The organism is Rahnella inusitata (assembly GCF_965118895.1).
GTDB lineage: Bacteria > Pseudomonadota > Gammaproteobacteria > Enterobacterales > Enterobacteriaceae > Rahnella > Rahnella inusitata_A.
Genome location: NZ_CBCPJJ010000010.1, coordinates 41,214 through 64,764 on the forward strand (window position 1 = coordinate 41,214; position 23,551 = coordinate 64,764).

21 protein-coding genes and 1 pseudogene are annotated in these 23,551 nt (G+C 52.7%); 16 read left to right on the forward strand and 6 right to left on the reverse strand.

Annotation, left to right across the window (positions count from 1 at the left end):
* Positions 1-24 precede the first annotated feature (24 nt).
* Positions 25-1,500 (reverse strand): glucose-6-phosphate dehydrogenase, encoded by a 1,476-nt coding sequence (gene zwf, locus ACMHLI_RS11370; protein ID WP_112168046.1) that lies wholly within the window; start codon positions 1,498-1,500, stop codon positions 25-27.
* A 408-nt stretch (positions 1,501-1,908) separates the two neighbouring features.
* Between zwf and ACMHLI_RS11375 the strand changes: the two genes are divergently transcribed.
* The 6 genes from ACMHLI_RS11375 to ACMHLI_RS11400 all read left to right on the forward strand — a co-directional run bounded on the left by ACMHLI_RS11375 (position 1,909) and on the right by ACMHLI_RS11400 (position 11,663).
* A complete protein-coding gene (locus ACMHLI_RS11375; RefSeq protein WP_413529573.1) occupies positions 1,909-2,778 on the forward strand; it encodes a MurR/RpiR family transcriptional regulator in 870 nt (289 codons plus the stop codon).
* A gap of 198 nt (positions 2,779-2,976) precedes the next feature.
* Complete coding sequence (pyk, locus tag ACMHLI_RS11380; RefSeq protein WP_112168047.1) at positions 2,977-4,419, forward strand: pyruvate kinase; 1,443 nt, start codon at positions 2,977-2,979, stop codon at positions 4,417-4,419.
* Positions 4,420-5,082: 663 nt separating this feature from the next.
* Complete coding sequence (locus ACMHLI_RS11385; RefSeq protein WP_413529574.1) at positions 5,083-6,639, forward strand: pyridoxal phosphate-dependent decarboxylase family protein; 1,557 nt, start codon at positions 5,083-5,085, stop codon at positions 6,637-6,639.
* A gap of 13 nt (positions 6,640-6,652) precedes the next feature.
* Positions 6,653-7,963: a lysine N(6)-hydroxylase/L-ornithine N(5)-oxygenase family protein gene (locus ACMHLI_RS11390; protein ID WP_413529575.1), complete on the forward strand. Its 1,311-nt coding sequence runs from the start codon at positions 6,653-6,655 to the stop codon at positions 7,961-7,963.
* A 23-nt stretch (positions 7,964-7,986) separates the two neighbouring features.
* Positions 7,987-10,362, forward strand: a complete 2,376-nt coding sequence (locus tag ACMHLI_RS11395) for a GNAT family N-acetyltransferase (RefSeq protein ID WP_413529737.1) — start codon at positions 7,987-7,989, stop codon at positions 10,360-10,362.
* 83 nt (positions 10,363-10,445) lie between these two features.
* Entirely contained in the window at positions 10,446-11,663 is a 1,218-nt protein-coding gene (locus ACMHLI_RS11400; RefSeq protein WP_413529576.1) for an MFS transporter, read from the forward strand.
* Between the two features lie 78 nt (positions 11,664-11,741).
* On the opposite strand, the gene lpxM is transcribed toward ACMHLI_RS11400, so the two are convergent.
* The 3 genes from lpxM to znuA form a co-directional block, all read right to left on the reverse strand.
* The gene (lpxM, locus tag ACMHLI_RS11405; RefSeq protein ID WP_413529577.1) at positions 11,742-12,722 is read right to left on the reverse strand and encodes a lauroyl-Kdo(2)-lipid IV(A) myristoyltransferase; all 981 of its coding nucleotides are present in this window, start codon (positions 12,720-12,722) and stop codon (positions 11,742-11,744) included.
* 106 nt (positions 12,723-12,828) lie between these two features.
* Positions 12,829-14,163 carry a murein DD-endopeptidase MepM gene (gene mepM, locus ACMHLI_RS11410; protein WP_413529578.1) on the reverse strand — a complete coding sequence of 445 codons (1,335 nt, stop codon included), beginning with the start codon at positions 14,161-14,163 and terminating at the stop codon, positions 12,829-12,831.
* Positions 14,164-14,182: 19 nt separating this feature from the next.
* Positions 14,183-15,115, reverse strand: coding sequence for a zinc ABC transporter substrate-binding protein ZnuA (gene znuA, locus ACMHLI_RS11415; RefSeq protein ID WP_413529579.1), 933 nt, complete (start codon positions 15,113-15,115; stop codon positions 14,183-14,185).
* Positions 15,116-15,210: 95 nt separating this feature from the next.
* Between znuA and znuC the strand changes: the two genes are divergently transcribed.
* Together znuC and znuB are read left to right on the forward strand one after the other, a co-directional pair.
* Positions 15,211-15,969 carry a zinc ABC transporter ATP-binding protein ZnuC gene (znuC, locus tag ACMHLI_RS11420; protein ID WP_413529580.1) on the forward strand — a complete coding sequence of 253 codons (759 nt, stop codon included), beginning with the start codon at positions 15,211-15,213 and terminating at the stop codon, positions 15,967-15,969.
* Positions 15,966-16,751 (forward strand): zinc ABC transporter permease subunit ZnuB, encoded by a 786-nt coding sequence (gene znuB / locus ACMHLI_RS11425; protein ID WP_413529581.1) that lies wholly within the window; start codon positions 15,966-15,968, stop codon positions 16,749-16,751. Before znuC ends, znuB begins: the two co-directional genes overlap by 4 nt.
* Before the next feature lie 64 nt (positions 16,752-16,815).
* Here znuB and ACMHLI_RS11430 read toward each other — a convergent pair whose 3' ends face one another.
* Positions 16,816-18,171, reverse strand: a complete 1,356-nt coding sequence (locus ACMHLI_RS11430) for a cation:proton antiporter (RefSeq protein ID WP_112168056.1) — start codon at positions 18,169-18,171, stop codon at positions 16,816-16,818.
* Between the two features lie 138 nt (positions 18,172-18,309).
* On the opposite strand from ACMHLI_RS11430, the gene ACMHLI_RS11435 reads away from it, so the two are divergent.
* Positions 18,310-18,615 (forward strand): EthD family reductase, encoded by a 306-nt coding sequence (locus ACMHLI_RS11435; RefSeq protein WP_413529582.1) that lies wholly within the window; start codon positions 18,310-18,312, stop codon positions 18,613-18,615.
* Positions 18,616-18,730: 115 nt separating this feature from the next.
* On the opposite strand, the gene ACMHLI_RS11440 is transcribed toward ACMHLI_RS11435, so the two are convergent.
* Complete coding sequence (locus ACMHLI_RS11440; protein ID WP_112168058.1) at positions 18,731-19,063, reverse strand: hypothetical protein; 333 nt, start codon at positions 19,061-19,063, stop codon at positions 18,731-18,733.
* 330 nt (positions 19,064-19,393) lie between these two features.
* On the opposite strand from ACMHLI_RS11440, the gene ACMHLI_RS11445 reads away from it, so the two are divergent.
* From ACMHLI_RS11445 to wrbA, 7 genes and pseudogenes are all read left to right on the forward strand, one after another.
* Complete coding sequence (locus tag ACMHLI_RS11445; protein WP_413529583.1) at positions 19,394-20,725, forward strand: YadA-like family protein; 1,332 nt, start codon at positions 19,394-19,396, stop codon at positions 20,723-20,725.
* A 55-nt stretch (positions 20,726-20,780) separates the two neighbouring features.
* A pseudogene (locus tag ACMHLI_RS11450) lies at positions 20,781-20,972 on the forward strand (hypothetical protein); the annotation flags it as partial.
* 45 nt (positions 20,973-21,017) lie between these two features.
* The gene (locus tag ACMHLI_RS11455) at positions 21,018-21,197 is read left to right on the forward strand and encodes a hypothetical protein (protein WP_413529584.1); all 180 of its coding nucleotides are present in this window, start codon (positions 21,018-21,020) and stop codon (positions 21,195-21,197) included.
* Complete coding sequence (locus ACMHLI_RS11460) at positions 21,194-21,439, forward strand: hypothetical protein (RefSeq protein WP_413529585.1); 246 nt, start codon at positions 21,194-21,196, stop codon at positions 21,437-21,439. The genes ACMHLI_RS11455 and ACMHLI_RS11460 overlap by 4 nt, the downstream gene beginning before the upstream one ends.
* A gap of 27 nt (positions 21,440-21,466) precedes the next feature.
* Complete coding sequence (locus tag ACMHLI_RS11465; protein ID WP_413529586.1) at positions 21,467-21,775, forward strand: hypothetical protein; 309 nt, start codon at positions 21,467-21,469, stop codon at positions 21,773-21,775.
* A 215-nt stretch (positions 21,776-21,990) separates the two neighbouring features.
* Entirely contained in the window at positions 21,991-22,539 is a 549-nt protein-coding gene (locus ACMHLI_RS11470) for a hypothetical protein (RefSeq protein WP_413529587.1), read from the forward strand.
* A gap of 210 nt (positions 22,540-22,749) precedes the next feature.
* Complete coding sequence (gene wrbA / locus ACMHLI_RS11475) at positions 22,750-23,349, forward strand: NAD(P)H:quinone oxidoreductase (protein WP_413529588.1); 600 nt, start codon at positions 22,750-22,752, stop codon at positions 23,347-23,349.
* The last annotated feature ends 202 nt before the right edge of the window (positions 23,350-23,551 follow it).

The following is a 23,551-nucleotide window of genomic DNA, read 5'->3' on the forward strand; positions in this document are numbered from 1 at the left end:
CAGCGTTTTTCTGATGAAGCCTCGTTACTCGAACTCGTTCCATGAACGGCCGTCGCGGGTGATCATCGCCACAGACGCCACCGGACCCCATGTCCCGGACTGGTAAGGTTTTGGTGCTTCGCTTTCCGCCGCCCACGCGTTCATGATGGAGTCGACCCACTTCCAGGCTTCTTCCACTTCGTCACGACGCACGAACAGCGCCTGGATCCCACGCATGGTTTCCAGCAGCAGACGCTCGTAAGCATCGGCGATGTGCTGCTCGTTGAAAGTTTCGGTGAAGCTCAAATCCAGCTTAGTGGTTTGCAGACGGTGTTTGTGCTCCAGACCCGGTACTTTGTTCAGCACTTCGATCTCGATACCTTCATCCGGTTGCAGACGAATGGTCAGCTTGTTCTGCGGCAACTGCTGGTAAGAATCACGGAACAGGTTCAGCGCAGGGTTTTTGAAATACACCACGACTTCTGAACATTTGCTCGGCAGACGTTTACCGGTACGCAGATAGAACGGCACGCCCGCCCACTGCCAGTTGTCGATATCTACGCGAATAGAAACGAAGGTTTCCGTGGTGCTGGATTTTTTCGCACCCTCTTCTTCCAGATAGCCAGGGACTTTTTTGCCCTGCACAAAACCGGCAGTGTACTGGCCACGCACGGTGTTTTCACGCACGTTGGACTGATCGATGCGGCGCAGCGAGCGTAGCACTTTGACTTTTTCGTCACGGATGCGGTCCGTGCTCAGATCGGCCGGTGGAGACATGGCAATCATGGTCAGGATTTGCAGTAAGTGGTTCTGGATCATATCGCGCATCTGACCCGCTTCATCGAAGTAACCCCAACGGCCTTCGATACCCACTTCTTCCGCCACGGTGATTTGCACGTGATCGATGGTACGGTTGTCCCAGTTACTGGCGAACAGGTTGTTGGCGAAACGCAGCGCCAGCAGGTTCAGAACCGTTTCTTTACCCAGATAGTGGTCGATACGGTAAACCTGAGACTCGGCAAAGTATTCCGCAACCTGATCGTTGATGACCTGAGAAGACTCGAGGGAATGGCCCAGCGGTTTTTCCATCACGACGCGCGCAGGTTCTTTATTCAGCCCTGCTTCACCCAGACCCCGGCAGATAGCCCCGAAGTGGCTTGGCGCAATCGCAAAGTAGTTAATGGTGGCGCGGTTCTTCTGGTCGAGCATCTTGCCCAACACTTTGAAATGCTTCAGATCGTTGACATCAAGGTTACAGAAATCAAGACGGGCACTGAGTTTTTCCCACAGTTCCGGATCAATTTTTTCTTTCATGAAGGTGGTCAGCGCTTCTTTGACCACTTCGGTATAGGCCGCTTTGTCCCATTCTGCACGTCCGACACCGATGATTTTGGTGTCAGGGTGAATGTGACCTGCTTTTTCCAACTGATACAGGGAAGGCAACAGTTTACGGCGCGCAAGATCGCCTTTTGCACCGAAAATAACCAGGTCACACGCCTGGGCTGTCTGGGTTACCGCCATGTTCTTCTCCTTAATGCAGGAATACCTTTCATAGTTCGGGCTGCCAATGCTTAAGCTGCAAGCCGAATATCGCGGGTACATATTGTAATTTTATTTCAGCAACAATGTACTCTGATTGCCTGTAAGCCGTAAACCTTGATCTGAGTGCGTGATAACTCTTCGGAAAACCTTCTTTTTATCATAAGTCTCTGGGATACCGTCAAAACCCCCTGCATCCTGTAATTTTATGACAAAACCGAACGGAATTTACCATACTGAAAGTTAGATCTCGGTCAAACTCTGACAAAAAAAGCCGTTATTTCGCCTGACTGACGCTGCCAACGGGATAATGCGCGTAGTATATTTTCATCAAACAGACATGATTTCCTCTTTTCAAAGAAATCGTCGAAACCTATGAGTGGCATGCTTATGAATACGTTGGAAAAAATCCAGACCCATCTCGACATTCTGAGTAAATCAGAACGAAAAGTGGCCGAAGTTATCCTGGCATCACCAAACATAGCTATCCACTCCAGTATCGCCACTCTCGCCCGCATGGCCGATGTCAGCGAACCTACTGTAAACCGTTTTTGCCGTCGCCTCGACACAAAAGGGTTTCCAGATTTTAAATTGCATCTGGCACAAAGTCTGGCAAACGGCACGCCTTACGTGAACCGTAACGTCGACGAGGGTGACAGCGTCAGCGCCTATACCAGTAAAATCTTCGAATCGGCCATGGCCAGCCTCGATCAGGTGAAAAATACCCTCGATATTGCGGCCATCAACCGCGCCGTGGATTTACTCACTCAGGCCAAAAAGATTTCTTTCTTTGGACTGGGCGCATCCGCCGCAGTGGCGCATGATGCCATGAACAAATTCTTCCGCTTCAACATTCCGGTGGTGTATTTCGACGATATCGTCATGCAACGCATGAGCTGCATGAACTCCAGTGAGGGCGACGTCGTGGTGCTGATTTCACACACCGGGCGCACCAAGAATCTGGTCGAACTGGCGCAGCTGGCTCGTGAAAACGACGCCACAGTCATCGCCATCACCTCTTTTAATACACCGCTGGCGCACGAAGCAACGCTGGCGCTGTTACTGGATGTTCCGGAAGATACCGACGTTTATATGCCAATGGTCTCGCGTATCGCCCAGCTCACGCTTATCGACGTACTGGCCACCGGTTTTACACTGCGCCGGGGCACAAAATTCAGAGATAACCTGAAGCGCGTCAAAGAAGCGTTGAAAGAATCGCGCTTTGATAAAGGGACAGTCGTCCCTGTGCAGCCTGAATAAGCCATTTTTACACTAACAAGTTGCAGATTTAATAGGGAGTCTGGCCGGAAATCTTCGCGCAATGTGCGCAGGTTAAACGTCAGACACGAGGTCAGCGGGTCACACAGGTGAAACCCTTTTGTATTACAATTACACCTCAACCCAATGTGGACTCGCTGTTTTTTGCAGTAAAGGCACCAGTTAACGAACGGAGTAAGCATGTCCAGAAGACTCAGAAGAACGAAGATCGTTACCACACTCGGTCCCGCTACAGACCGCGATAATAACCTTGAAAAGATCATTGCTGCCGGCGCTAACGTCGTACGCATGAACTTCTCACACGGTACCGCTGAAGACCACATTTTGCGCGCTAACAAAGTGCGTGAAATCGCCGCCCGCCTTGGCCGCCACGTGGCAATTCTTGGCGATTTGCAGGGCCCGAAAATCCGCGTATCCACCTTCAAAGAAGGCAAAGTCTTCCTTAATATCGGTGACAAATTCCTGCTCGATGCCAATATGAGCAAAGGCGAAGGCGACAAAGAGAAAGTCGGTATCGACTATAAAGGTCTGCCTGCTGACGTTGTGCCGGGCGACATCCTGCTGCTCGACGATGGTCGCGTACAGCTGAAAGTGCTTGAAGTTCAGGGCATGAAAGTTTTCACAGAAGTCACCGTTGGCGGCCCGCTGTCCAACAACAAAGGCATCAACAAGCTGGGCGGCGGTCTTTCCGCTGAAGCCCTGACTGAGAAAGACAAAGCAGACATTATTACTGCGGCCAAAATGGACGTAGATTTCCTGGCAGTTTCTTTCCCACGCACTGGCGAAGATCTTAACTATGCACGCCGTCTGGCGCGTGCGGCAGGCTGTAACGCACAGATTGTCTCGAAAGTAGAACGTGCGGAAGCCGTGGCCAGCGATGCGGCGATGGATGACATCATTCTGGCCTCTGACGTTGTGATGGTCGCCCGCGGAGATTTAGGGGTAGAAATCGGTGACCCGGAACTGGTGGGTATTCAGAAAAAACTGATCCGCCGTGCCCGTCAGCTGAACCGTGCGGTGATAACCGCCACGCAGATGATGGAATCGATGATAACCAACCCGATGCCAACCCGTGCCGAAGTTATGGACGTGGCGAACGCCGTGCTGGACGGCACGGATGCGGTGATGCTCTCTGCCGAAACCGCCGCTGGCCAGTATCCTTCAGAAACGGTTGCCGCGATGGCGCGCGTCTGTCTGGGTGCGGAAAAAATCCCAAGCATCAATGTTTCCAAACACCGTCTGGACGTTGAATTCGATAACACCGAAGAAGCCATTGCCATGTCCGCCATGTATGCGGCCAACCACCTGAAAGGCGTGACGGCGATCATTTCCATGACCGAATCCGGACGCACCGCACTGATGCTTTCCCGCATCAGCTCCGGTCTGCCTATCTTCGCCATGTCCCGTCATGAGCATACACTGAACCTGACCGCTATTTACCGTGGCGTAACGCCGGTGTTCTTCGACAGCCATAACGACGGCGTGGCGGCGGCGCAGGACGCGGTGAATCTGCTGCGTGATAAAGGTTATCTGCTTTCCGGCGATCTGGTGATTATCACTCAGGGTGATGTCATGAGCACCATCGGTACGACAAATACCAGCCGCGTCTTACGCGTTGAGTAAGAGTACGTATTCAACAAGAGTACGCATTGAATAAATGAAAGTGTAATAAGATATTTATTTTAAGCCCACAGCGATGTGGGCTTTTTTATTTATACTGAAAATAACTCTCTTGCCCTGTTATTTGTAAGGTCATAGACAACGTCATGTTGATCATTATTTTGCCACTCTGCTGTCATATTTTTGACGTTTTGTTACCCGCTCACTTTAATTTCCTAAAATACCCCTTCCCTTTTTGCGCCTAAATATAACTTTTTACCTTCTCAGAGAGATGTTTAAACGCAATAAAATGAATAAAAAATACAGATTACTCTGGTGTGATTATGAATCATTTAAGTTTTTCCCGCCTTTTTATGTGATATGCATCACATAAAATCATGAAATCCGCGTGGAGATGATAAATGTTCAATGCCAACGTTGAATGATAATGATTTGCATTTATAATGATTCGCATTCGTTAAATCCTTGTATAAATCCGCATTAAGGAAATCACACAAGAGAAACCACTATAAATTCAAGTTTATGAAGATTTTAAAAATTAAAAACTGACAGGCATGGCCATAAGCCCTGCCCGATAACGCATATGTCCAAAACATGATCCCTGGAAAATCCGGGCGGACGCCCCACGCCCGCAGCGGAATAACTGCCACATAATAAGGTGCCAAAATGAGCCAGATAAATAATTGGGAATTGATGCAAATCCCGGCCGCTTCTGCGAAGGAAATAAGTAAAAATCAGGGTTATATTTTCAATCAAAACAGCACGCCGGAATGGCAGGCGCAGATTGAGCAAGGCATTGAGTTAATTAAATCTCACATTAACCATACGGAAAAACCTTTTTCCGGCGTTTCCCCGGCTGAATTAGCCGAGCAATTTCGCCATATAGATTTGACCAAACCTTTAGCCGGAACACGGCTGGCGTTGGAAGAACTGGATGATTTATATCTTCAGCATGCGGTCTATTTCCATCACCCGAAATACCTCGCTCACCTCAACTGCCCGACCGTGGTGCCCTCACAGCTGGCAGAGCTGTTTATCAGCGCGATTAACTCCTCGGTAGATACCTGGGATCAGAGCGCAGGCGGCACGCTGATTGAGCAAAAGGTGATTGACTGGACACTGGCGCGCATCGGATTTGGCGCGCAATCGGACGGCATTTTCACCAGCGGTGGCACCCAGTCTAACCTGATGGCAATACTGCTGGCACGCGACAGCCACTGCAAACGTACCCGCCCGCAGCACAGCATCAAATATCAGGGCCTGCCGCCGGAAGCCAATCGCTGGCGTATTTTCAGTTCACAGGTCAGCCATTTCAGCATTCAGAAATCCGCCGCCCTGCTCGGCCTGGGCTATGACGCCGTGGTAGCGGTTGCCTGCGACAGCGCATTTCGCATGGACATCAGCGCGCTTAAAGCTGAAATCGACCGTTGCCACGCAGAAGGCCTGATCCCGATTGCGGTTGTCGCCACCGCCGGCACCACCGATTTCGGCAGTATTGATCCGCTCAATGAGATCGCTGAAATCTGCCGCAAGGAGAAAATCTGGATGCACGCCGATGCTGCTTACGGCTGTGGTTTGCTGGTATCTCCTCAGCACCGCCAGCGCATCGAAGGCATTCATCTGGCGGACTCCGTCACCGTCGATTATCACAAATCCTTCTTCCAGCCGGTGAGTTGCAGCGCGTTTCTGGTTAACGACCACAGCCATCTGGAGCACGTAACGCATCACGCGGAATACCTTAATCCGCTCAGTGCCAAGCTCGAAGGTACGCCAAATCTGGTCAATAAAAGCATTCAGACCACCAAACGTTTTGATGCCCTGAAGATGTGGCTGACGCTGCGCGTAATGGGCCAGCAGGCGCTGGGTGAGTCGTTTGACGTACTGCTGGAACGCGCCACCGAAACCCATCAGATGATGGAACACAACCCGAACATTGAAGTCCTGCATAAGCCTGAACTGAGCACGCTGGTGTTCCGCTTTGTGCCGCGCATGTCGATGAGCCATGAGCAGATTGACGCCATCAATGCCGATATCCGCAAAGCGATTTTCCGCGACGGCAGCGCCGTGATTGCCGGTACTAAAGTCCATCAGCGCCAGTACCTGAAATTTACCTTACTGAACCCGATGACCACCACGGAAGACATCGCCGACGTGCTCGGTCTCATTACGCATTACGGCAAAGAACTGACTGCCGCCGCGCTGAGCGCCGCTAAAAACCGGTAACAGGAGTTGCACCATGAATATCAACCCGACCCAACAGACTTACGATTTTATCGCCATCGGCATCGGCCCGTTTAACCTCGGTCTGGCCTGTCTGACCGAGCCGGTTAAAGAGCTGAACGGCCTGTTTTTAGATCAGAATGACGGCTTCGACTGGCATACCGGCATGATGCTGGAAAGCGCCCATTTGCAGACGCCGTTCATGGCCGATTTAGTGACGCTGGCCGATCCAACCAGCCCTTATAGCTTCCTGAATTACCTCAAGCAGCAAGGCAAACTCTACTCTTTCTACATTCGTGAAAACTTCTTCATGATGCGCAAAGAGTTCAACCAGTACTGCCAGTGGGCGTGCGAACAGCTGACCTGTCTGCAATTTTCCACCCGCGTGGAGCTGGTGACCTGGGATGCGGAACAGGAATGCTATCTGGTGCAGGCGTGTTCGACCAAAAGCGGCGATAAGCAAATCTTTCGCGCTAAACGTCTGGTGCTCGGCACCGGCCCTTCGCCGTGGATGCCCGCCTGCGCGCGTGACGCCGGAAACAACGTGCATCACTCCTCGGCTTATCTGCCAAACAAAGAACAGATGCAAAATTCCACATCAATCACCGTGGTCGGTAGCGGCCAGAGCGCGGCGGAGATTTACTACGACCTGCTTTCTGATATCGACAAGTACGGTTATCAGCTGACGTGGGTGACGCGCGCGCCGCGCTTCTACCCGCTGGAATACAGCAAACTGACACTGGAAATGACCTCACCGGAATACATCGACTACTTCCACGACCTGCCGATGAGCAAGCGCGATCAGCTGAACCGCGAGCAGAAAGGTTTATACAAAGGCATTAACGCCAGCCTGATCAACGATATCTACGATCTGATGTACACCAAGCGCCTCGACGGGCCGCTCAAGGTCGATATGTATACCCATTCGGAACTGACCGCCCTGACACGCAACCGCAGCGGTCAACTTGAGATGAACCTGTTGCATCACGAACAACAGCAGGAATATCGCCACAAAACCGAATCGGTGATCCTCGCTACCGGCTACAGCTACCAGCCGCCGCAGTTTATCGAAGGGATTTACAACCGTATCCAATGGGACGACGCAGGCCGCTACGCCGTTAACCGCAACTACAGCATTGATGCCCACAATCAGATCTTCGTACAAAACGCAGAGCTGCATACCCACGGCTTCGTCACGCCGGATCTGGGTATGGCGTGCTATCGCAACAGCTCGATCATCCGCGAAATGCTCGGCAAAGAAGTTTACACGGTGGAGAAATCTATCGCATTTCAGACGTTCTGCGCCCGCAGCCTGGCCGACCAATAACGGAGAAATCACCCATGTCTGATATGACTTCCTTATCCGTTTTTTCATGCCCGCGCGAGGCCGGATTACTGACGCTGCGCCCGCTCAATCTGGCGAAAGATGCCGCCGTGCTGCACGGCTGGATGACTCAGCCCTACGCCAGTTTCTGGGGCATGCAGAACAGCAGCGTCGGCGAAGTGGATGCGTTTTATCGCGACCTTACCGCCGGTAAACCGCAGGCGGCGCTGATGGGTGAAATCGACGGTCAGCCGCGTTTCCTCATCGAATGCTATCCGGTGCAGGACGATCCGCTGCATGAACATTACGACGTGCAGCCGGGCGATATGGGCATGCACATTCTGCTCGCACCGGCAAACCCGCCGGTCGCCGGTTTCAGCTGGCAAGTGTTTTCCGCCGTGATGGAATACCTGTTCAGTCTGCCCGACGTGAAACGTGTGGTCGTCGAACCGGATGTCCGCAACGAGAAGATCCACAAACTCAATAAACGCGCCGGTTTCCGCTATCAGAAACAGGTGCAACTGACACACAAAACTGCATGGCTGGCGTTCTGCCAGCATGAAGATTTTTTGCAGGCCAGCCAGAAGGAACACGCCACCATGACGACCTCAACATTGCAATCCGGCCAGCACTTACAGCCTGAAATCTGGGCGAAAGCCAACGCCCTGTTACTGCGTAAATGCCTGTCCGAACTGACTCATGAACGCCTGCTCGAACCAAAAGCGTTACAGTCCAGCGGCACCTGGACTGACTATCAGCTGGCAGTTCCGGCATCAGAAGTCGAATACCGTTTCCGTGCGCGCCAGCTTCCGCTTAACGACTGGATGATCGATCTGGACAGCATTCAGCGTCTGGACAATTTTACCGGGCAGCCGCTCGATGCGCTGAAATTCATTATTGAATTCGCGGAACAAATTGGCATTTCACAGGCCATGCTGCCGACTTATATGGAAGAAATCAGCAGCACGCTCTACAGCAGCGCGTATAAGCTGGCGAACAATCACACCACCGCGAAACAGCTGACAGAGGCCGATTTCCAGACGGTGGAAACCAGTATGACCGAAGGCCACCCAAGCTTTATCGCCAACAACGGTCGCATTGGTTTTGACGCCGGAGATTACGTGCGTTACGCGCCGGAAGCGGCGAATCCGCTGAAATTAGTGTGGGTAGCGGTACATCATGACAAAGCGCATTTCGCCACCACCGAAGGTTTGCCATACGAGAAACTGATCGCCGAAGAACTGGGTGATGCGCAGATTTGTGCCTTCACGCAGAAACTGGTGGATATCGGCGTCGATCCTAAAAACTATTACTTCATGCCGGTGCATCCATGGCAGTGGCAGAATAAATTGCTGACCGTGTTTGCTCCGGACATCGCCCGTCAGTTCCTGATTTTCCTTGGCGAAGGCGAAGACCAGTATCTGGCGCAGCAGTCGATCCGCACATTCTTCAACGCCAGCCAGCCCACGCACCGTTACGTGAAAACCGCGCTGTCGATTCTGAATATGGGCTTTATGCGCGGGCTGTCACCGTATTACATGGCCACCACGCCGGGTATCAACGAATGGCTGGCAGATCTGGTGGAAAACGATTCCTATCTGCAATCCACCGGATTCAAGATTTTGCAGGAAGTCGCGTCACTTGGTTATCACAACCATTACTTTGAAGAGGCAATCAAAGGCGACAGCGCCTATAAGAAAATGTTTGCCGCGTTGTGGCGTGAAAATCCGGTAGCGCAGTTGCAGCCCAATCAGCGTCTGATGACCATGGCCGCCCTCCTGCATACCGATAAACACGGCGATGCGCTGATTGTCGAGATGATCAAATCCTCCGGTCTGGCGACCGGCGACTGGCTCAAGCGTTACATGCACGCCTACCTCAGCCCGCTGCTGCACTGCTTCTACCAGTACGATCTGGTGTTTATGCCGCACGGCGAAAACCTGATCCTGCGCTTTGAAAATAATATTCCGGTGAACGCATTCATGAAGGATATTGCCGAGGAAATTGCGGTGATGAACCCGGAGGCTAATCTGCCGGAAAAAGCCAAACGTCTGGCAGTGGATGTGCCTGAAGAACTGAAGATCCTGTCAATTTTCACCGATGTCTTCGCCGGTGTATTCCGCTTCATCGCCCGTATTCTGGAAGAGCACGGCGACTATCCGGCCGGACAGTTCTGGGGCGTGGCAGCGGAAGTCGTGCGCGACTACCAGTTGCAATACCCGGAGCTGGCGGAGAAGTTTGCGCGCTATGACATGTTCGGCGCGGAGTTCACGCACTCTTGCCTCAATCGTCTGCAACTGGCAAATAACCAGCAGATGATCAACCTGTCGGATCCGGCGCAGAACCTGAAATTCGCCGGGACGCTGGAGAACCCGATCGCTGCTTACGCTAACCGATACTAAGCAAATTTTTACTCCTGTGCGTTTTTTAGCGCGGCCTGAAAGGGTCGCGCTTTTCTGATTTTGAGTGATGGAGAATTCTCGTTATGTCGTCCGTTTCTGAACCGGCCTCGCGGCTAAGTTATCGCCAGTGGCTGTTCCCGCTGTCGCTGGTATTATTCGAATTCGCCACCTACATCGCCCACGATATGATCCAGCCGGGCATGTTGCAGGTGATCAGCGATTTCAGCGCCAGCGCCGACTGGGTATCCACCTCGCTGACCGCTTACCTGTGCGGCGGCATCCTGCTGCAATGGCTGCTCGGCCCGCTGTCTGACCGACTCGGGCGACGTCCGGTGTTGCTTACCGGCGTGGCCTTTTTCACCCTCACCTGTTTTCTGACCGTCTTCACCCACAGTATCGAGCAATTCATTTTAATGCGCTTCCTGCAAGGGATGAGCCTGTGCTTTATCGGCGCGGTCGGGTATGCCGCTATTCAGGAAGCGTTCAATGAAACGCTGAGCGTCAAACTGATGGCGCTGATGGCGAACATCACGCTGATCGCCCCGCTGCTCGGGCCGCTGGCCGGTGCGGCTTTCATCCATTATGCGCCGTGGAAAGCGATGTTTGCGCTGTTCTCACTGATTTCTGCGCTGGCGTTCTGGGGATTGTGGCGCAGCATGCCGGAAACCGCGACAGGCCGCGATGGCCGCTTTTCGATGCGCAGATTGGCGACGGATTACCGCGAAGTGCTGACCAATCAGGGCGTAGTCACCGGCTCACTGTCCATCGGGCTTGTGACCCTGCCGCTGCTGGCGTGGGTGGCGCAGTCGCCGGTGTTGCTGATTCAGGACGCTGGCATGTCACCGCTTCGTTATGGCTGGCTACAAGTGCCGGTGTTTACCGGGCTGATTATCGGCAATATCGCGCTCAGTAAACTCAGCGGAAAAGTGAATATCCGCACGCCAATCTGGCTGGGTATCGTTCCGATTACGTTGGGGCTGGCAATCGCCGCCTGTTCGGCGCTGTTTATGGTTCATGCATGGGAATGGATAATCGGCGGGCTGAGCCTGTATGCGTTCGGCACCGGGCTGGTGAACGCCGGACTTTACCGCCTGACGCTGTTCTCAAGCCCGACAGGCAAAGGCACCGTCGCAGCGGCGCTCGGGCTTATCACCATTGTGGTGTTTGCCGTGGGGATCGAAGTGGCGAAGCAGCTGTACTTTACGTGGGGTAACGGCATCTTTATGCTGGCGGGATTAGTTTCGGGGCTGAGCGGCGCGCTGATGATTACGACGTTTATGAAAAGAACCCAGAAAGCCTGACCGCGTTTTCCGAATGCTTTTCTAAAAACATAAAGGCTGAGTTTTTACACTCAGCCTTTTTCTTTAAGCCCGTTGCGACTATTTCTTCGGGAACAACTCTTTGCGCGCGTAGGGTTCCGTCTCACCCGGCTTACGGGTTTTCAGCAGCTTGAGGATCCAGGTGTATTGCTCAGGGTTCGGCCCCACCAGTAATTCCACCTCTTCATTCATGCGGCGTGCAATGGTGACATCATCGGCTGTCGCCAGATCGTCCATCGGCGGACGCACATAGATATCAAGGCGCTGCTCATGACCGTTATACACCGGGAACAACGGCACAATCGCCGCGCGGCAGACTTTCATCAGACGCCCGACTGCCGGAAGCGTGGCTTTGTAGGTGGCGAAGAAATCTACAAACTCGCTGTGTTCCGCGCCATGATCCTGATCCGGCAGATAGTAGCCCCAGTAACCCTGACGCACAGAACTGATGAACGGCTTGATGCCGTCGTTGCGCGCATGCATCCGCCCGCCAAAACGACGGCGCACGGTATTCCATAAATAATCGGTCAGCGGATTCTTCTGATTGTGGAACATCGCCGCCATCGGCTGACCACTGGCCGCCATCAGCATCGCCGGGATGTCTACGGCCCAGCCGTGTGGTACCAGAAAAATCACATTTTTGCCGTCGGCCTGCATCTGATCGATGATTTCTTTTCCGTGCCAGTGCACGCGTTCCATGATTTTCTTTGGATTACGCAGCGCCAGTTCGGCCATCATCACCATCGACTGCGGCGCACAGGCAAACATTTCATCAATGATGTGTTCGCGCTCGGCTTCCGGCGTTTCGGGCAGGCAGTACAACAGATTGATTTGCGCACGACGACGCGCGCCTTTGGCAAATTTCCCGGCCAGACGGCCAAGACTGCCTAAAATAGGATCGCGCACTTTGGCAGGCACGTAAGCCATCCCCGCCATCGCACCGACGCCCAGCCAGACGCCCCAGTAACGCGGATGGTAAAAGGCTTTCTGAAATTGCGGAATAAATTCTGCGGTCGACCGTTTTTCTTTTTCTGGCTGCATGCTCAGGCTCTTATGACAAATTCTGGCTTAATGATAAGTGCAGTGATTTATTTTGCAATAAATCACTGCACATCAGCATTTAGCCGGGATGTATTTTCCTGAACAATCAGTCCAGCTTCAGTTGCGGAACGACCTGGCGAACGGTGGCCAGATACGTACTGCGATCTTTACCGGTCAGACCTTCGGTGCGAGGCAATTTGGCGGTCAGAGGGTTGACGGCCAGCTGGTTGATCCACATTTCAAAATGCAAATGCGGACCGGTAGAACGTCCGGTGTTGCCCGAAAGCGCAATGCGATCGCCGCGTTTCACTTTCTGTCCCGGTTTCACCAGCAACTTACGCAGGTGCATGTAACGGGTCATGTATTGACGACCATGACGGATAGCCACGTAGTTACCCGCTGCTCCGCCATTCTTGGCGATCACCACTTCACCATCACCGACCGCCAGCACTGGCGTACCCACCGGCACGGCGAAATCGACGCCACGGTGCGGCGCGATGCGACCGGTTACCGGGTTCAGACGACGTGGATTGAAGTTAGAGGAGACACGGTACTGTTTTCCGGTAGGGAAACGCAGGAAGCCTTTCGCCAGCCCGCTGCCGGTGCGGTCATAAAACTTACCGTCTTCGGCACGCACGGCATAATAATCTTTGCCGCCGGTACGCATACGCACCGCCTGCAGCTCGCTTTGCTCATTCTTGCCGTCCAGCACTTCATGAGACATCAGTACAGCGAAGTCATCACCTTTCTGTAATTTACGGAAATCGAGCTGCCACTGCAGCGCTTTAATGACGGCGCTGACTTCAGCACTGTTCAGCCCGGCCGCTCTGGCGCTGGTGACAAAACTGCCATTCAGCGTGCCCTTCACCACCGAATCTTTCCACTCACCTTGCAGTGTCTGCAATGAGGATTTAAAGGTGTTGCCGGTACGGTCAAAGGTATAGGTTTCGCGACGGGATTTCTCCCATGTCAGACGTTGTAAATCACCCGCATCATTGAGCGTCCATGAAATCTGCTGCCCGATTTTCAGGTTACGTAAATCACGGTTGGCGTCAGACAATGCCGCGATTTCCGACATATCAATGCCGTACTGATTCAGGATGCTACTGAGAGTATCGCCGGTGGAGACCACGTATTCATGCACACCGGCTTCGTTAACGATTTTATCGTCCAGATCATCTTGAGGGATATCATCGTCGGCAGGCGCGGTTTGATCGATAGGCTCACTGGCTTCAGGAAGCAGCGAACGTAACTGTTCGTGATCGAGGGCGATACTTTTTACAATCGGTCGGGTATCTGAGAGGTCATTGTCCGGGTGATAGGCTAACGGTTTCCAGACGGCCACAGCCAGTGTGACGACGGTAAGCGACCCCAGCATGATGCGGTGGGGCCGTGGAAGGTTGCTATACGCCAGAGCGATAGAGCGGGCTATCAGCTGCACTTAATTCTGTCCTTTTAGCTTACTTCAGGCAGCTCAGGTATTGGTTCGTCAGCTGTGACAGGAAGTTCACGTAGCTGTCCGCGCCCAATGCAATGCCGCTCCCCAGCGGATCCAATGTGCCCATACGCACTGTTGTTCCCTGGGCAACAGCCGTGATTACGGCTGGCCTGAATTGTGGCTCAGCAAAAACGCATGTCGCTTTTTGCTCAACCAACTGAGTTCGAATGAGATGTAAACGCTGCGCGCCGGGCTGTATTTCGGGATTGATCGTAAAATGACCAAGTGGCGAAAGGCCGAAGTGTTTTTCAAAGTAGGCATAACCATCGTGAAAAACAAAATATCCCTTACCCTGCACAGGCTGCAGCATATTACCAATATTTTTGTCAGTTTTTGTCAGGCTTTCCTCAAAACGTGACAAGTTTGCATCTAATTGTTGCTTTTTCTGCGGCATGAGTTCGAGAAGTTTGTTATGGATCACAATCGCGGTCTCACGAGCGATCTCCGGCGACAGCCAGACATGCATATTGTACTGGCCGTGACTGTGTTCATCTTCGTCATGCCCTTTGCCGTGATCGTGGTCATGCTCGTCATCGTCGGAGCCTTTCAGCAGCAGCGGTTTCACCGCCGCCAGCGTGGCAATTTCCACCTGACGATTTGGTGGCAGCTGCGCCGCAGACTTTGTCATGAAGGCTTCCATTTCCGGCCCGACCCACACCACCAGATCCGCACTGCGCATGCGCTGGATGTCAGAAGGACGCAGCGCAAAATCGTGTGGCGAAGCGCCATCCGGCAGCAACACTTCCGTTGGCGTCACACCTTCCGCGATGGCTGAAGCGATAAAACCGAGTGGACGGACAGACGCCAGCACAGCGGCCTGCGCGCTGAAAGCCGCACCGGCACTCAGGATGCCGGCTGCCAGGAACAACCGTTTAACGCTTTTTTTCTGTATCATGCGGGGTGAACTCATCTTCATGTTGGGGGAAAACTGGTTATTTTTCGCGAAACGCAATATTATAACATCCGATTTGTTCTGCAAGACCCAATGACATGCCCACTTTAGCGACGCTTAAAAATATTTCGGTAACTTTCGGTTCCCGCCGCGTGTTGTCCAACATCTCGCTGGCCCTGCAACCGGGAAAAATACTTACCCTCCTCGGCCCGAACGGCGCGGGGAAATCGACATTAGTGCGCGTCGTGCTTGGCCTGATTGCGCCAACCGAAGGCACGATGACCTGCGAACCCGGCTTACGCATCGGCTACGTTCCGCAAAAAATTCACCTTGATCCCACCATGCCGCTGACCGTCAGCCGCTTTATGCGTCTGAAACCCGGTGTCAAAAAATCCGACATTTTGCCTGCGCTGAAACGCGTTCAGGCTGCGCATCTGCTGGATCAGCCAATGCAAAAATTGTCCGGTGGTGAAAATCAGCGCGTCCTTTTGGCACGGGCATTAATGAACAGCCCCCAGTTGCTGGTACTTGATGAACCGACGCAGGGCGTCGATGTCAACGGCCAGTTGGCGCTGTATAACCTGATCGACAGCCTGCGCTGCGAACTGGGTTGCGCCGTGCTGATGGTGTCGCATGACCTGCATCTGGTGATGGCGAAAACTGACGAAGTGCTGTGCCTGAATCAGCACATCTGCTGTTCCGGCTCACCGGAAGTGGTCTCCACCCATCCCGAATTTATCGCTATGTTTGGCAACCGCGGCGCGGAGCAGCTGGCGATTTACCGCCACAATCACAACCATCGTCACGATTTAAAGGGAAAAGTCATTTTGCGCAACAGCGGAGGTCGTGACGCATGATCGCTCTATTATTACCGGGCTGGCTGGCCGGTGTTTTGCTGGCGATCGCCGCCGGTCCGCTGGGGTCTTTTGTGGTCTGGCGCAGAATGTCTTACTTCGGTGATACGCTGGCGCATGCATCATTGCTCGGCGTGGCATTTGGCCTGTTGCTGAATGTGAATCCGTTTTATACCGTGATCGCCGTGACCCTGCTGCTGGCGGTGGTACTGGTGGCGCTGGAACGTAAACCGCATCTGGCAGTCGATACCTTGCTTGGCATTATGGCGCACAGCGCACTTTCGCTCGGTCTGGTTGTGGTCAGCCTGATGTCCGGCGTGCGCGTTGACCTGATGGCGTATCTGTTTGGCGATCTGCTGTCGGTTACTTACAGCGATATCTGGATGATCGGCATTGGCGTAGCCGTCGTGATTGCGGTCCTGTGCTGGCAATGGCGTTCGTTGCTCTCCATGACCATCAGCCCTGAGCTGGCGCACGTTGACGGTGTAAATCTGCAACGTTCGCGGGTGATTCTGATGATGGTCACGGCGCTGACCATCGGGCTGGCGATGAAATTTGTCGGGGCGCTGATCATCACCTCCCTGCTGATTATTCCTGCGGCCACCGCCCGACGCTTTGCCAAAACGCCCGAACAGATGGCGTCGGTCGCAGTGGTTATTGGGGTTGTGGCCGTCACGGCGGGACTGACGTTTTCGGCGTTTTACGATACGCCAGCAGGCCCTTCTGTGGTGCTCTCGGCGGCGGTGCTTTTTATGTTGAGCCTCGGCAAAAAACAGATCGCCTGACACAAACGTCAGAAACAAAAACGGACGCCACTGAGCGTCCGTTTTTGTGGGTACTGTCAGGGTTCTACGTTTCCTGATCCTGTTCCTGCATAGCCTCACGCCTCGCCTGCCGCCAGTGCATTACCGGCGACACGGTCAGCCCGTGAACAACCACGCTGGCGACAATCACCGTAAACGCAATATTAGTCATGTAACCGGCTTCGGCGCCCTGCAATCCGTGGGTGTACGCGTAGGCGATGTAGTTCATGCTGCCGATCCCGCGGATCCCAAACCAACCAATCATCAGCCTTCGTCCGCGTGGTACGCGCATTCCAAAGGTGGTGATGTAGACAGAGAGTGGACGGATCACGATAAACAGTAACGCGGCAAAAACTAATCCCATCGGTTCCCAGTGCTCGGCCAGTGTGATACCCAGCACCATCACAATCCCGGCGGCGAACAGCCGTTCAATGGTGTCACCAAAGGAGAGCGCATCCCCGACCATCAGCCCGATAGAGTTGGTCGGTCTTTCCGCCGACATCGAATGACGCGTATGCGGATTCACCATCCCTTCCGCCGGCGGCGGTCGGGTGCCTTCAGTGAGATCGTCCGGCGGATTCAGTGTCACCACCCGCACCTCGGCACTGCGCAACCCGACGCCGGCAGCAAACGCCGCCAGGAAGCCGGAGGCGTCCAGACTTTGCGCAGCAGCGTAACTCAACGCGATGAGCGCCAGCGCCAGAAAGTCACTGGGGGCAACTGAACGCTGACGGCTGTGAAAACGCGTGGCACTCAGCCCGACCAGCCGCCCCATGGCATAACCGATCGCCAGACCGCCCAGCAAGGCCCAGACAACATCCCGCCAGGCCCAGTCCCAAATGGCCGCCGAGGACAGACCGTCGTGCGCGGTAAATAACATCAGCGCCAGCATCAAAATCGGCAGCGCCGAGCCGTCGTTCATCCCTGCTTCGCTGGACAACGCCACACGCAACCCGTCGTCATCATTCGCGTCATTCACCGCAATCATGCTGGCCAGTACAGGATCCGTAGGTGCAATGATCGCCCCCAACGCCAGTGCTAACGGCCAGGAGATACCCGCCAGATAATGCGCCAGCGCGGTAACGCTCAGCACCGTCAGCAACATCGCCGGGAACGCAAGTAAGGCACCCACACGCCAGCTCTGCGAGCGGAAAGGCAATCTGAGTTTAAGGCCGGTTATGAAGAGCGAGGCGGCCATCGCGATTTCTGTGAACCGCGCGGTCAGCGTCGAATACTCCACCAGATCTACATGCAGCAGATTCAGCACCCACGGCCCGCAGACAATCCCTGCAGCCAGATACAGTCCAAAGGTGGTCACCGGCGCACGCGAAATCCAGCCTGATGCCAATGACATAATTAACAGCAGTCCGCCGACTGCCGCCGTCCATCCTAAAAATCCCATGTAAGCTCCCTGAAAAATAACATCTTTTAAGCGTAGTACATCGGAGCCAACCGGCATGGCCGGGCACAAAAGGCGCGGCACAAGCAGTTAGCCTGCGCTAAGATTGATGCCTGACTTATGCAAAAAGGTTCTTCAAAAATGATTAAATACAGCGTGTTATACCCAAATATCGAAAACGGAACTTTTGATCACGATTACTATCGCAATGTGCATTTGCCGCTTATCAAAGAGAAGATGGGAGAATATTGCCACTCCTACGCCATCGATAAAATTCAGGACAATGCCCCGGCGGACACGCCTTTTATCGCGGCGTGCCACATCTACTGCAACTCAATGGAAGACTTCGAGAAAGGCATGAAAGACCACGCAGCAGAGTTTGTGGCTGACGTAGCAAACTTCACTAACATCGAACCTGTTAAGATGATTTTCGATGTAGTTGTGTGATTTTTCGTTAGTTCTGTGAAATAAAAAAAGCCATTCCCGTATTCAGATACGGATAATGGCCTTTTTCACTGAGACGCAGAGGATGTGTTGTGTCGTTTTATTTGCACTAAAAATATCAGTTTGATTTTGTTAATAATTTTTTGATCGACGTACTTGGCTCCCGCTTAATCGTGTGTAAAAACTCCTGAGCTTTATCATTAGCCGCATATTCCGCACTGACACCGAAATCCTGCACCATCGCCCACTTTTCGAACATTGCCTCATCACATTCACGCATGAACCACAGCATTCTTACCGCCGTCACCGCCACCTGTGGAATTTGCGTCACCGTTCCGTTAATCCACTTATTTAAGGTGCTCCGTGGCAGTCCCAGCAGAATGCATAACGCGGGCTGATCGATGCCGAGCCTTTGAACGTAGTCCAGGAACTCATTTGCGTTATCTGCCATTGCCTTACCTCCTGTTTTATAAAACCACACTCATTCTACAGGAATCTCATAGAGATTTCATCCTGTCGCTATTCGCTACTAAAATTATTGAATAGGATTCATTCAGACACGGAATTTAGTGCCCATCAGCTACAAATAAGCGCGCTAAGTGAAACAATTTCATGTAGCGGTATAAGCTTACGTTTCTTGACATAAGTCAAACATGCGGTGAATGCGTGAAGCAAGTCACATTCACAATATGTATGATTTAAGCAGAGAGACAATTAAAGCGTTCTGGAAGCGCATTAATTTGTCGCTAACAGAGACTTATTTCATTGTGGGAAAAAACTCATGAAAGCACAGCTTACAGAACGCAACACTCAAATCATTGCGGCTTACACTGCGGGAAACACAAACAAACAGGAATTAGCGCGTTACTTCAGGGTGTCGGCTTCGACTATTCGGCGTGTGCTGGCGGGTGCTGCAATGGCTGTGTCTTTGGTTCCACTGGCTCAGGCGAGTTTGCTTGATGATATTAACAATAACGTTAGCTATCAGGAATTCACGGAAAAATGGGAAAGCCTGACATTAAGCCAGCAGAAAACGGAGCGCGAAATTCTGCGTGCTGCGGGTGAAGAGAATCGTTTACAAGATCTTAGGGACAATGTGGCCATACATGCACCCGATGCCATTCCGCAAGCTACCCCACAGGTAACGCCGACCGCAACCCACGCTGATGCACCACGCGACGGGGTTGATGGTCGCGATGGTAAAGACGGTATTAATGGTGTGGATGGCAAAGACGGTACTAATGGCCTGGACGGCAAAGACGGCGCAAATGGTGCGAACGGTAAAGACGGTGAGAAAGGTGAGAAAGGTGAGAAAGGTGAGAAAGGTGAGAAAGGTGATACGGGGTCAGCCGGTCAGAATGGCAAAGATCTGACTGAGAATCATTACTCCCGGATGAATTCCGTCGCAAGCGCTGCCGCAATTCACGTTCAACAAGACGAGATCGACCAAAACAAAGCCAATCTGGACGCTGTAAAAGATACTGCAGTTCAGGCCGCTGACGAGTCAAAAGCTGCGAAAAATGAAGCACAGAATAGTGCCATACAACTTCAAATGGTTCAGAGCGATAAGTATCAGCGCATGGTGCAGGCCAAAACACAGTCGGAAATTGATGCTTCCACTCAGATGACTGAAAACAAAGTGACTCAAGCCCGCCAGGCATCAGAGAAAAAAGCGGTAGAAGTTGCAAACCAGCAGAGGATTGAAAGCGCCCATTACAGTGTGCAGATCCAGTCTCTCACACAGGTCCAGCAAGAACAGCAAGGTGAAATCTTGTCTGAATCCCACAGCCGCGCAGTGGGCGATGCGCAGACGCTCAGCCAGGCCAATGACTACACGAATAAGAGATTCTCTGACCTGAAATCTCAGGTTGATGACAACAAAGATCAGGCGAATGCAGGTACCGCCTCCGCGCTGGCGGCTACCGGTATTCCGCAGGTAGAAACAGGGTCTGATTTCATGGTCGGCGCAGGCGCCGGAACTTATGGTAACCAGTCCGCCATCGCCGTTGGTGTATCGGGACACCTGACGGCAAAGACGGTCACAAAACTGGCTGTTTCCGGCGATACGAACAACGGTTTTGGAGCATCTGCCGGCATTGGCTGGAACTTCTAATTGTTCATGCGGCGGGCTCGGTTCGGGCTGGCCGCCTTTTATGTGAGAAATAAATATGACTAAATTTTTGGTACTGACTGCCGTAGTTCTGCTCGCCGGTTGTTCATCCCAGGCCTCAAGAATGGCCGATTGTCAGGCTCAGGGGGTGTCTCGCGATGCCTGTTATATCGCTGAACAAAATCGCCAGGCCACTATCACCGCCGCTGCCGAAAAACAGGCGATGGAAAATGCCGCTAAACAGTATGCGTAGGCGACGTCAAAGGTCGTTAAAGTCCGCATCGCCGGTGTCGCGTTGAAAATCTATCCTGCCGATAAGCAGTGCTATGTCGATGGCGTAGCTGCAGCGATGATCGAAGATAACGATGATGCGACCACCTATCAGCAGGGTTTATACGATGTTATCCATTACAAACGCGCCCACAAAATTGTGTTGCTCAATAAAGGGCAGATTGTCGGGCGGGCCAAAGGATGAAGAGACACCATTCTGACCAGTTCCGTCACCTTCCCCCTGACCAGCAATACGCTTGCCTGCTGATGCTAAAACGCCTCGAAGAAACTGAGCTGCCTGCCGGTGTAAATTGCCTGGCGTTTTCGGTCGTCATGCAAAACGGTCATATGGCCACCCTAAGCAAATTTGATGCAAAACCGGATGAAGTCTCCGTGGTCGTGAGTTGGGATAAGGACCGTCAACTCACACAACCCCTTCCGCTCTGAACAGAAAATAAAAAACGCAATTAATGCATGACGAAGGATGAACCATCACTGATGGATGTTTTAGATTTAACACGGCACGCCCGAAGTTCTACCGGCGTACTGTTTTTGCACCAGTTAAAAGATAAAGGTTTCGTGTATCGCATCGACAGAGAAGATCTCGAGGAATTAACGATGCGTCTGATCCGCCTCACTCATCTGCGTTATTTCTCAGCGCTGACCGGGCTGCATACGTCAAAGGTTTTTACCGACAAGTCTGAAGCCGCCGAAGCCATGTTCAATTTCATCGAGCAGGCCACGGGGGTGAGGTGTAGGGCTGAAATCATGGAGAACGAATAAAACAACAGAGCATCATCAGGGCAATGACTTTGTAGCTTCACCGGCAGCATTGACGTTCAGAGCAAGACGGTCATACTACACGACAATTGCCCTGATGGACGGCGCTCAGATACATCCATAGTCTCTGTGATGCTTTATTACGTTCATCTTCAAACACGGTGGAAAGCTTTATGTTTTCACTTAAGAAACCTTTTCCTTATCTCAAGTGATAACTGATGAAAACCACAAAGACTTTAACTCAAGGTCAGCTGAAGAAAGTGCGCAGGCGTGGACGTCTGGCGGCGATGACACCTGCTGAACGCAAAGCCAATGACAAGCACAGAGCGGAGATCAAAGCGCAGGCAAAAGCGCAAAAGACCTCGCCTGTCGCCAACTCCCACTTCAATGCCCAGCAGAATGTGAATGAAGCAGGTCGGGAATCAAATCCGGTCGTTATCCCCGCAGACACTTCAGACAATTATCAGGGAAAACCGGCTGTTCATCTTACGGGCGAGGCCGACCGTCGGACTCTGGCTTATCGCCCCCTCAACGCGGTACAAAAAGTGCAGGGATCCTTCGCTCAGGATGAGGAAAAAATACCCGAACCCTATCACTATAAACCTCGCAAAGTACGTGCGGGTACAGAGGGGAATTTTGACCGTTATTGGAACGAAGCGGTAAAGCAGAAACTTAATCCTTACGTGTACGTTGAAGAAATCACTGCAAAGCGTAAGGCAGAGAAATTGAATGAACATCCCGCTAAACCAGCCACTCACCTTTCTTAAATCCATTGCCCTAATTAATTGAAGAGTCTGTTCAAAAATTTGCGTTTGTATCTATGCTGACATGCGGGGAGGATGGAATCTCTTGCTCAACAAGTCGCTGACCATCGCGCAGGAGTCAGTTTGGGATTTCTCAACGAATTTTTCACGCGCATTTTCGGGACGACGTCCGCTGAAAATACGCAACGAACGACACCTCATGAGGAGTTAAAAATGGCAAAAGTACTGGTTCTTTATCATTCCATGTATGGGCACATTGAAACGATGGCGCAGAGTGTCGCAGAAGGTGCACGCAGCGTCCCCGGGGTTGAAGTGACGGTAAAACGCGTACCGGAAACCATGCCTGAAGAAGCGTTTAAAGCCGCAGGCGGCAAGACCGGCCAGACCGCGGACATCGCCTCGCCGGGGGAACTTGCCGATTACGACGCTATTATTCTCGGCACGCCAACCCGCTTTGGTAACATGACCGGCCAGATGCGTAATTTTCTCGATCAGACCGGCGGACTGTGGGCGAAAGGCGCACTGGCGGGTAAAGTCGCCAGCGTGTTCACCTCGACCGGCACCGGTGGCGGACAGGAAATGACCATTACCTCCACCTGGACTACCCTCGCCCATCACGGCATGATCATCGCCCCTATCGGTTACACCACCCCTGAACTGTTTGATATCTCGCAGGTTCGCGGCGGCACGCCTTACGGTGCATCAACGATTGCCGGTGGCGACGGTTCGCGTCAGCCAAGCGCCGAAGAATTGCGCATTGCGGTGCATCAGGGTAAACATGTGGCAGCCATCACCAGCAAACTGGTGAGTTAATATTTCAGCACCCATAAGGCGCAGGTTCTGCGCCTTAAAATCCCGTTACCCGTAAATCAATCGCTGATGGAGATGACGAATCGGCTTTACATTATCGATGTGGGTCAGCGGGATCACAACACGTTCATTTAGCCTTTCCTTAATCTAAAAAAAACGGCCCATGCGGACCGTTTTGTCACTGACGGAAGATGACTTCCGTTTG

Bases quoted from the DNA above. Each gene is read 5' to 3' on its own strand.
- zwf (WP_112168046.1), bottom strand. From the start codon at position 1,500: ATGGCGGTAACCCAGACAGCCCAGGCGTGTGACCTGGTTATTTTCGGT.
- ACMHLI_RS11375 (WP_413529573.1), top strand. From the start codon at position 1,909: ATGAATACGTTGGAAAAAATCCAGACCCATCTCGACATTCTGAGTAAA.
- pyk (WP_112168047.1), top strand. From the start codon at position 2,977: ATGTCCAGAAGACTCAGAAGAACGAAGATCGTTACCACACTCGGTCCC.
- ACMHLI_RS11385 (WP_413529574.1), top strand. From the start codon at position 5,083: ATGAGCCAGATAAATAATTGGGAATTGATGCAAATCCCGGCCGCTTCT.
- ACMHLI_RS11390 (WP_413529575.1), top strand. From the start codon at position 6,653: ATGAATATCAACCCGACCCAACAGACTTACGATTTTATCGCCATCGGC.
- ACMHLI_RS11395 (WP_413529737.1), top strand. From the start codon at position 7,987: ATGACTTCCTTATCCGTTTTTTCATGCCCGCGCGAGGCCGGATTACTG.
- ACMHLI_RS11400 (WP_413529576.1), top strand. From the start codon at position 10,446: ATGTCGTCCGTTTCTGAACCGGCCTCGCGGCTAAGTTATCGCCAGTGG.
- lpxM (WP_413529577.1), bottom strand. From the start codon at position 12,722: ATGCAGCCAGAAAAAGAAAAACGGTCGACCGCAGAATTTATTCCGCAA.
- znuA (WP_413529579.1), bottom strand. From the start codon at position 15,115: ATGATACAGAAAAAAAGCGTTAAACGGTTGTTCCTGGCAGCCGGCATC.
- znuC (WP_413529580.1), top strand. From the start codon at position 15,211: ATGCCCACTTTAGCGACGCTTAAAAATATTTCGGTAACTTTCGGTTCC.
- znuB (WP_413529581.1), top strand. From the start codon at position 15,966: ATGATCGCTCTATTATTACCGGGCTGGCTGGCCGGTGTTTTGCTGGCG.
- ACMHLI_RS11430 (WP_112168056.1), bottom strand. From the start codon at position 18,171: ATGGGATTTTTAGGATGGACGGCGGCAGTCGGCGGACTGCTGTTAATT.
- ACMHLI_RS11435 (WP_413529582.1), top strand. From the start codon at position 18,310: ATGATTAAATACAGCGTGTTATACCCAAATATCGAAAACGGAACTTTT.
- ACMHLI_RS11440 (WP_112168058.1), bottom strand. From the start codon at position 19,063: ATGGCAGATAACGCAAATGAGTTCCTGGACTACGTTCAAAGGCTCGGC.
- ACMHLI_RS11445 (WP_413529583.1), top strand. From the start codon at position 19,394: ATGAAAGCACAGCTTACAGAACGCAACACTCAAATCATTGCGGCTTAC.
- ACMHLI_RS11460 (WP_413529585.1), top strand. From the start codon at position 21,194: ATGAAGAGACACCATTCTGACCAGTTCCGTCACCTTCCCCCTGACCAG.
- ACMHLI_RS11465 (WP_413529586.1), top strand. From the start codon at position 21,467: ATGACGAAGGATGAACCATCACTGATGGATGTTTTAGATTTAACACGG.
- ACMHLI_RS11470 (WP_413529587.1), top strand. From the start codon at position 21,991: ATGAAAACCACAAAGACTTTAACTCAAGGTCAGCTGAAGAAAGTGCGC.
- wrbA (WP_413529588.1), top strand. From the start codon at position 22,750: ATGGCAAAAGTACTGGTTCTTTATCATTCCATGTATGGGCACATTGAA.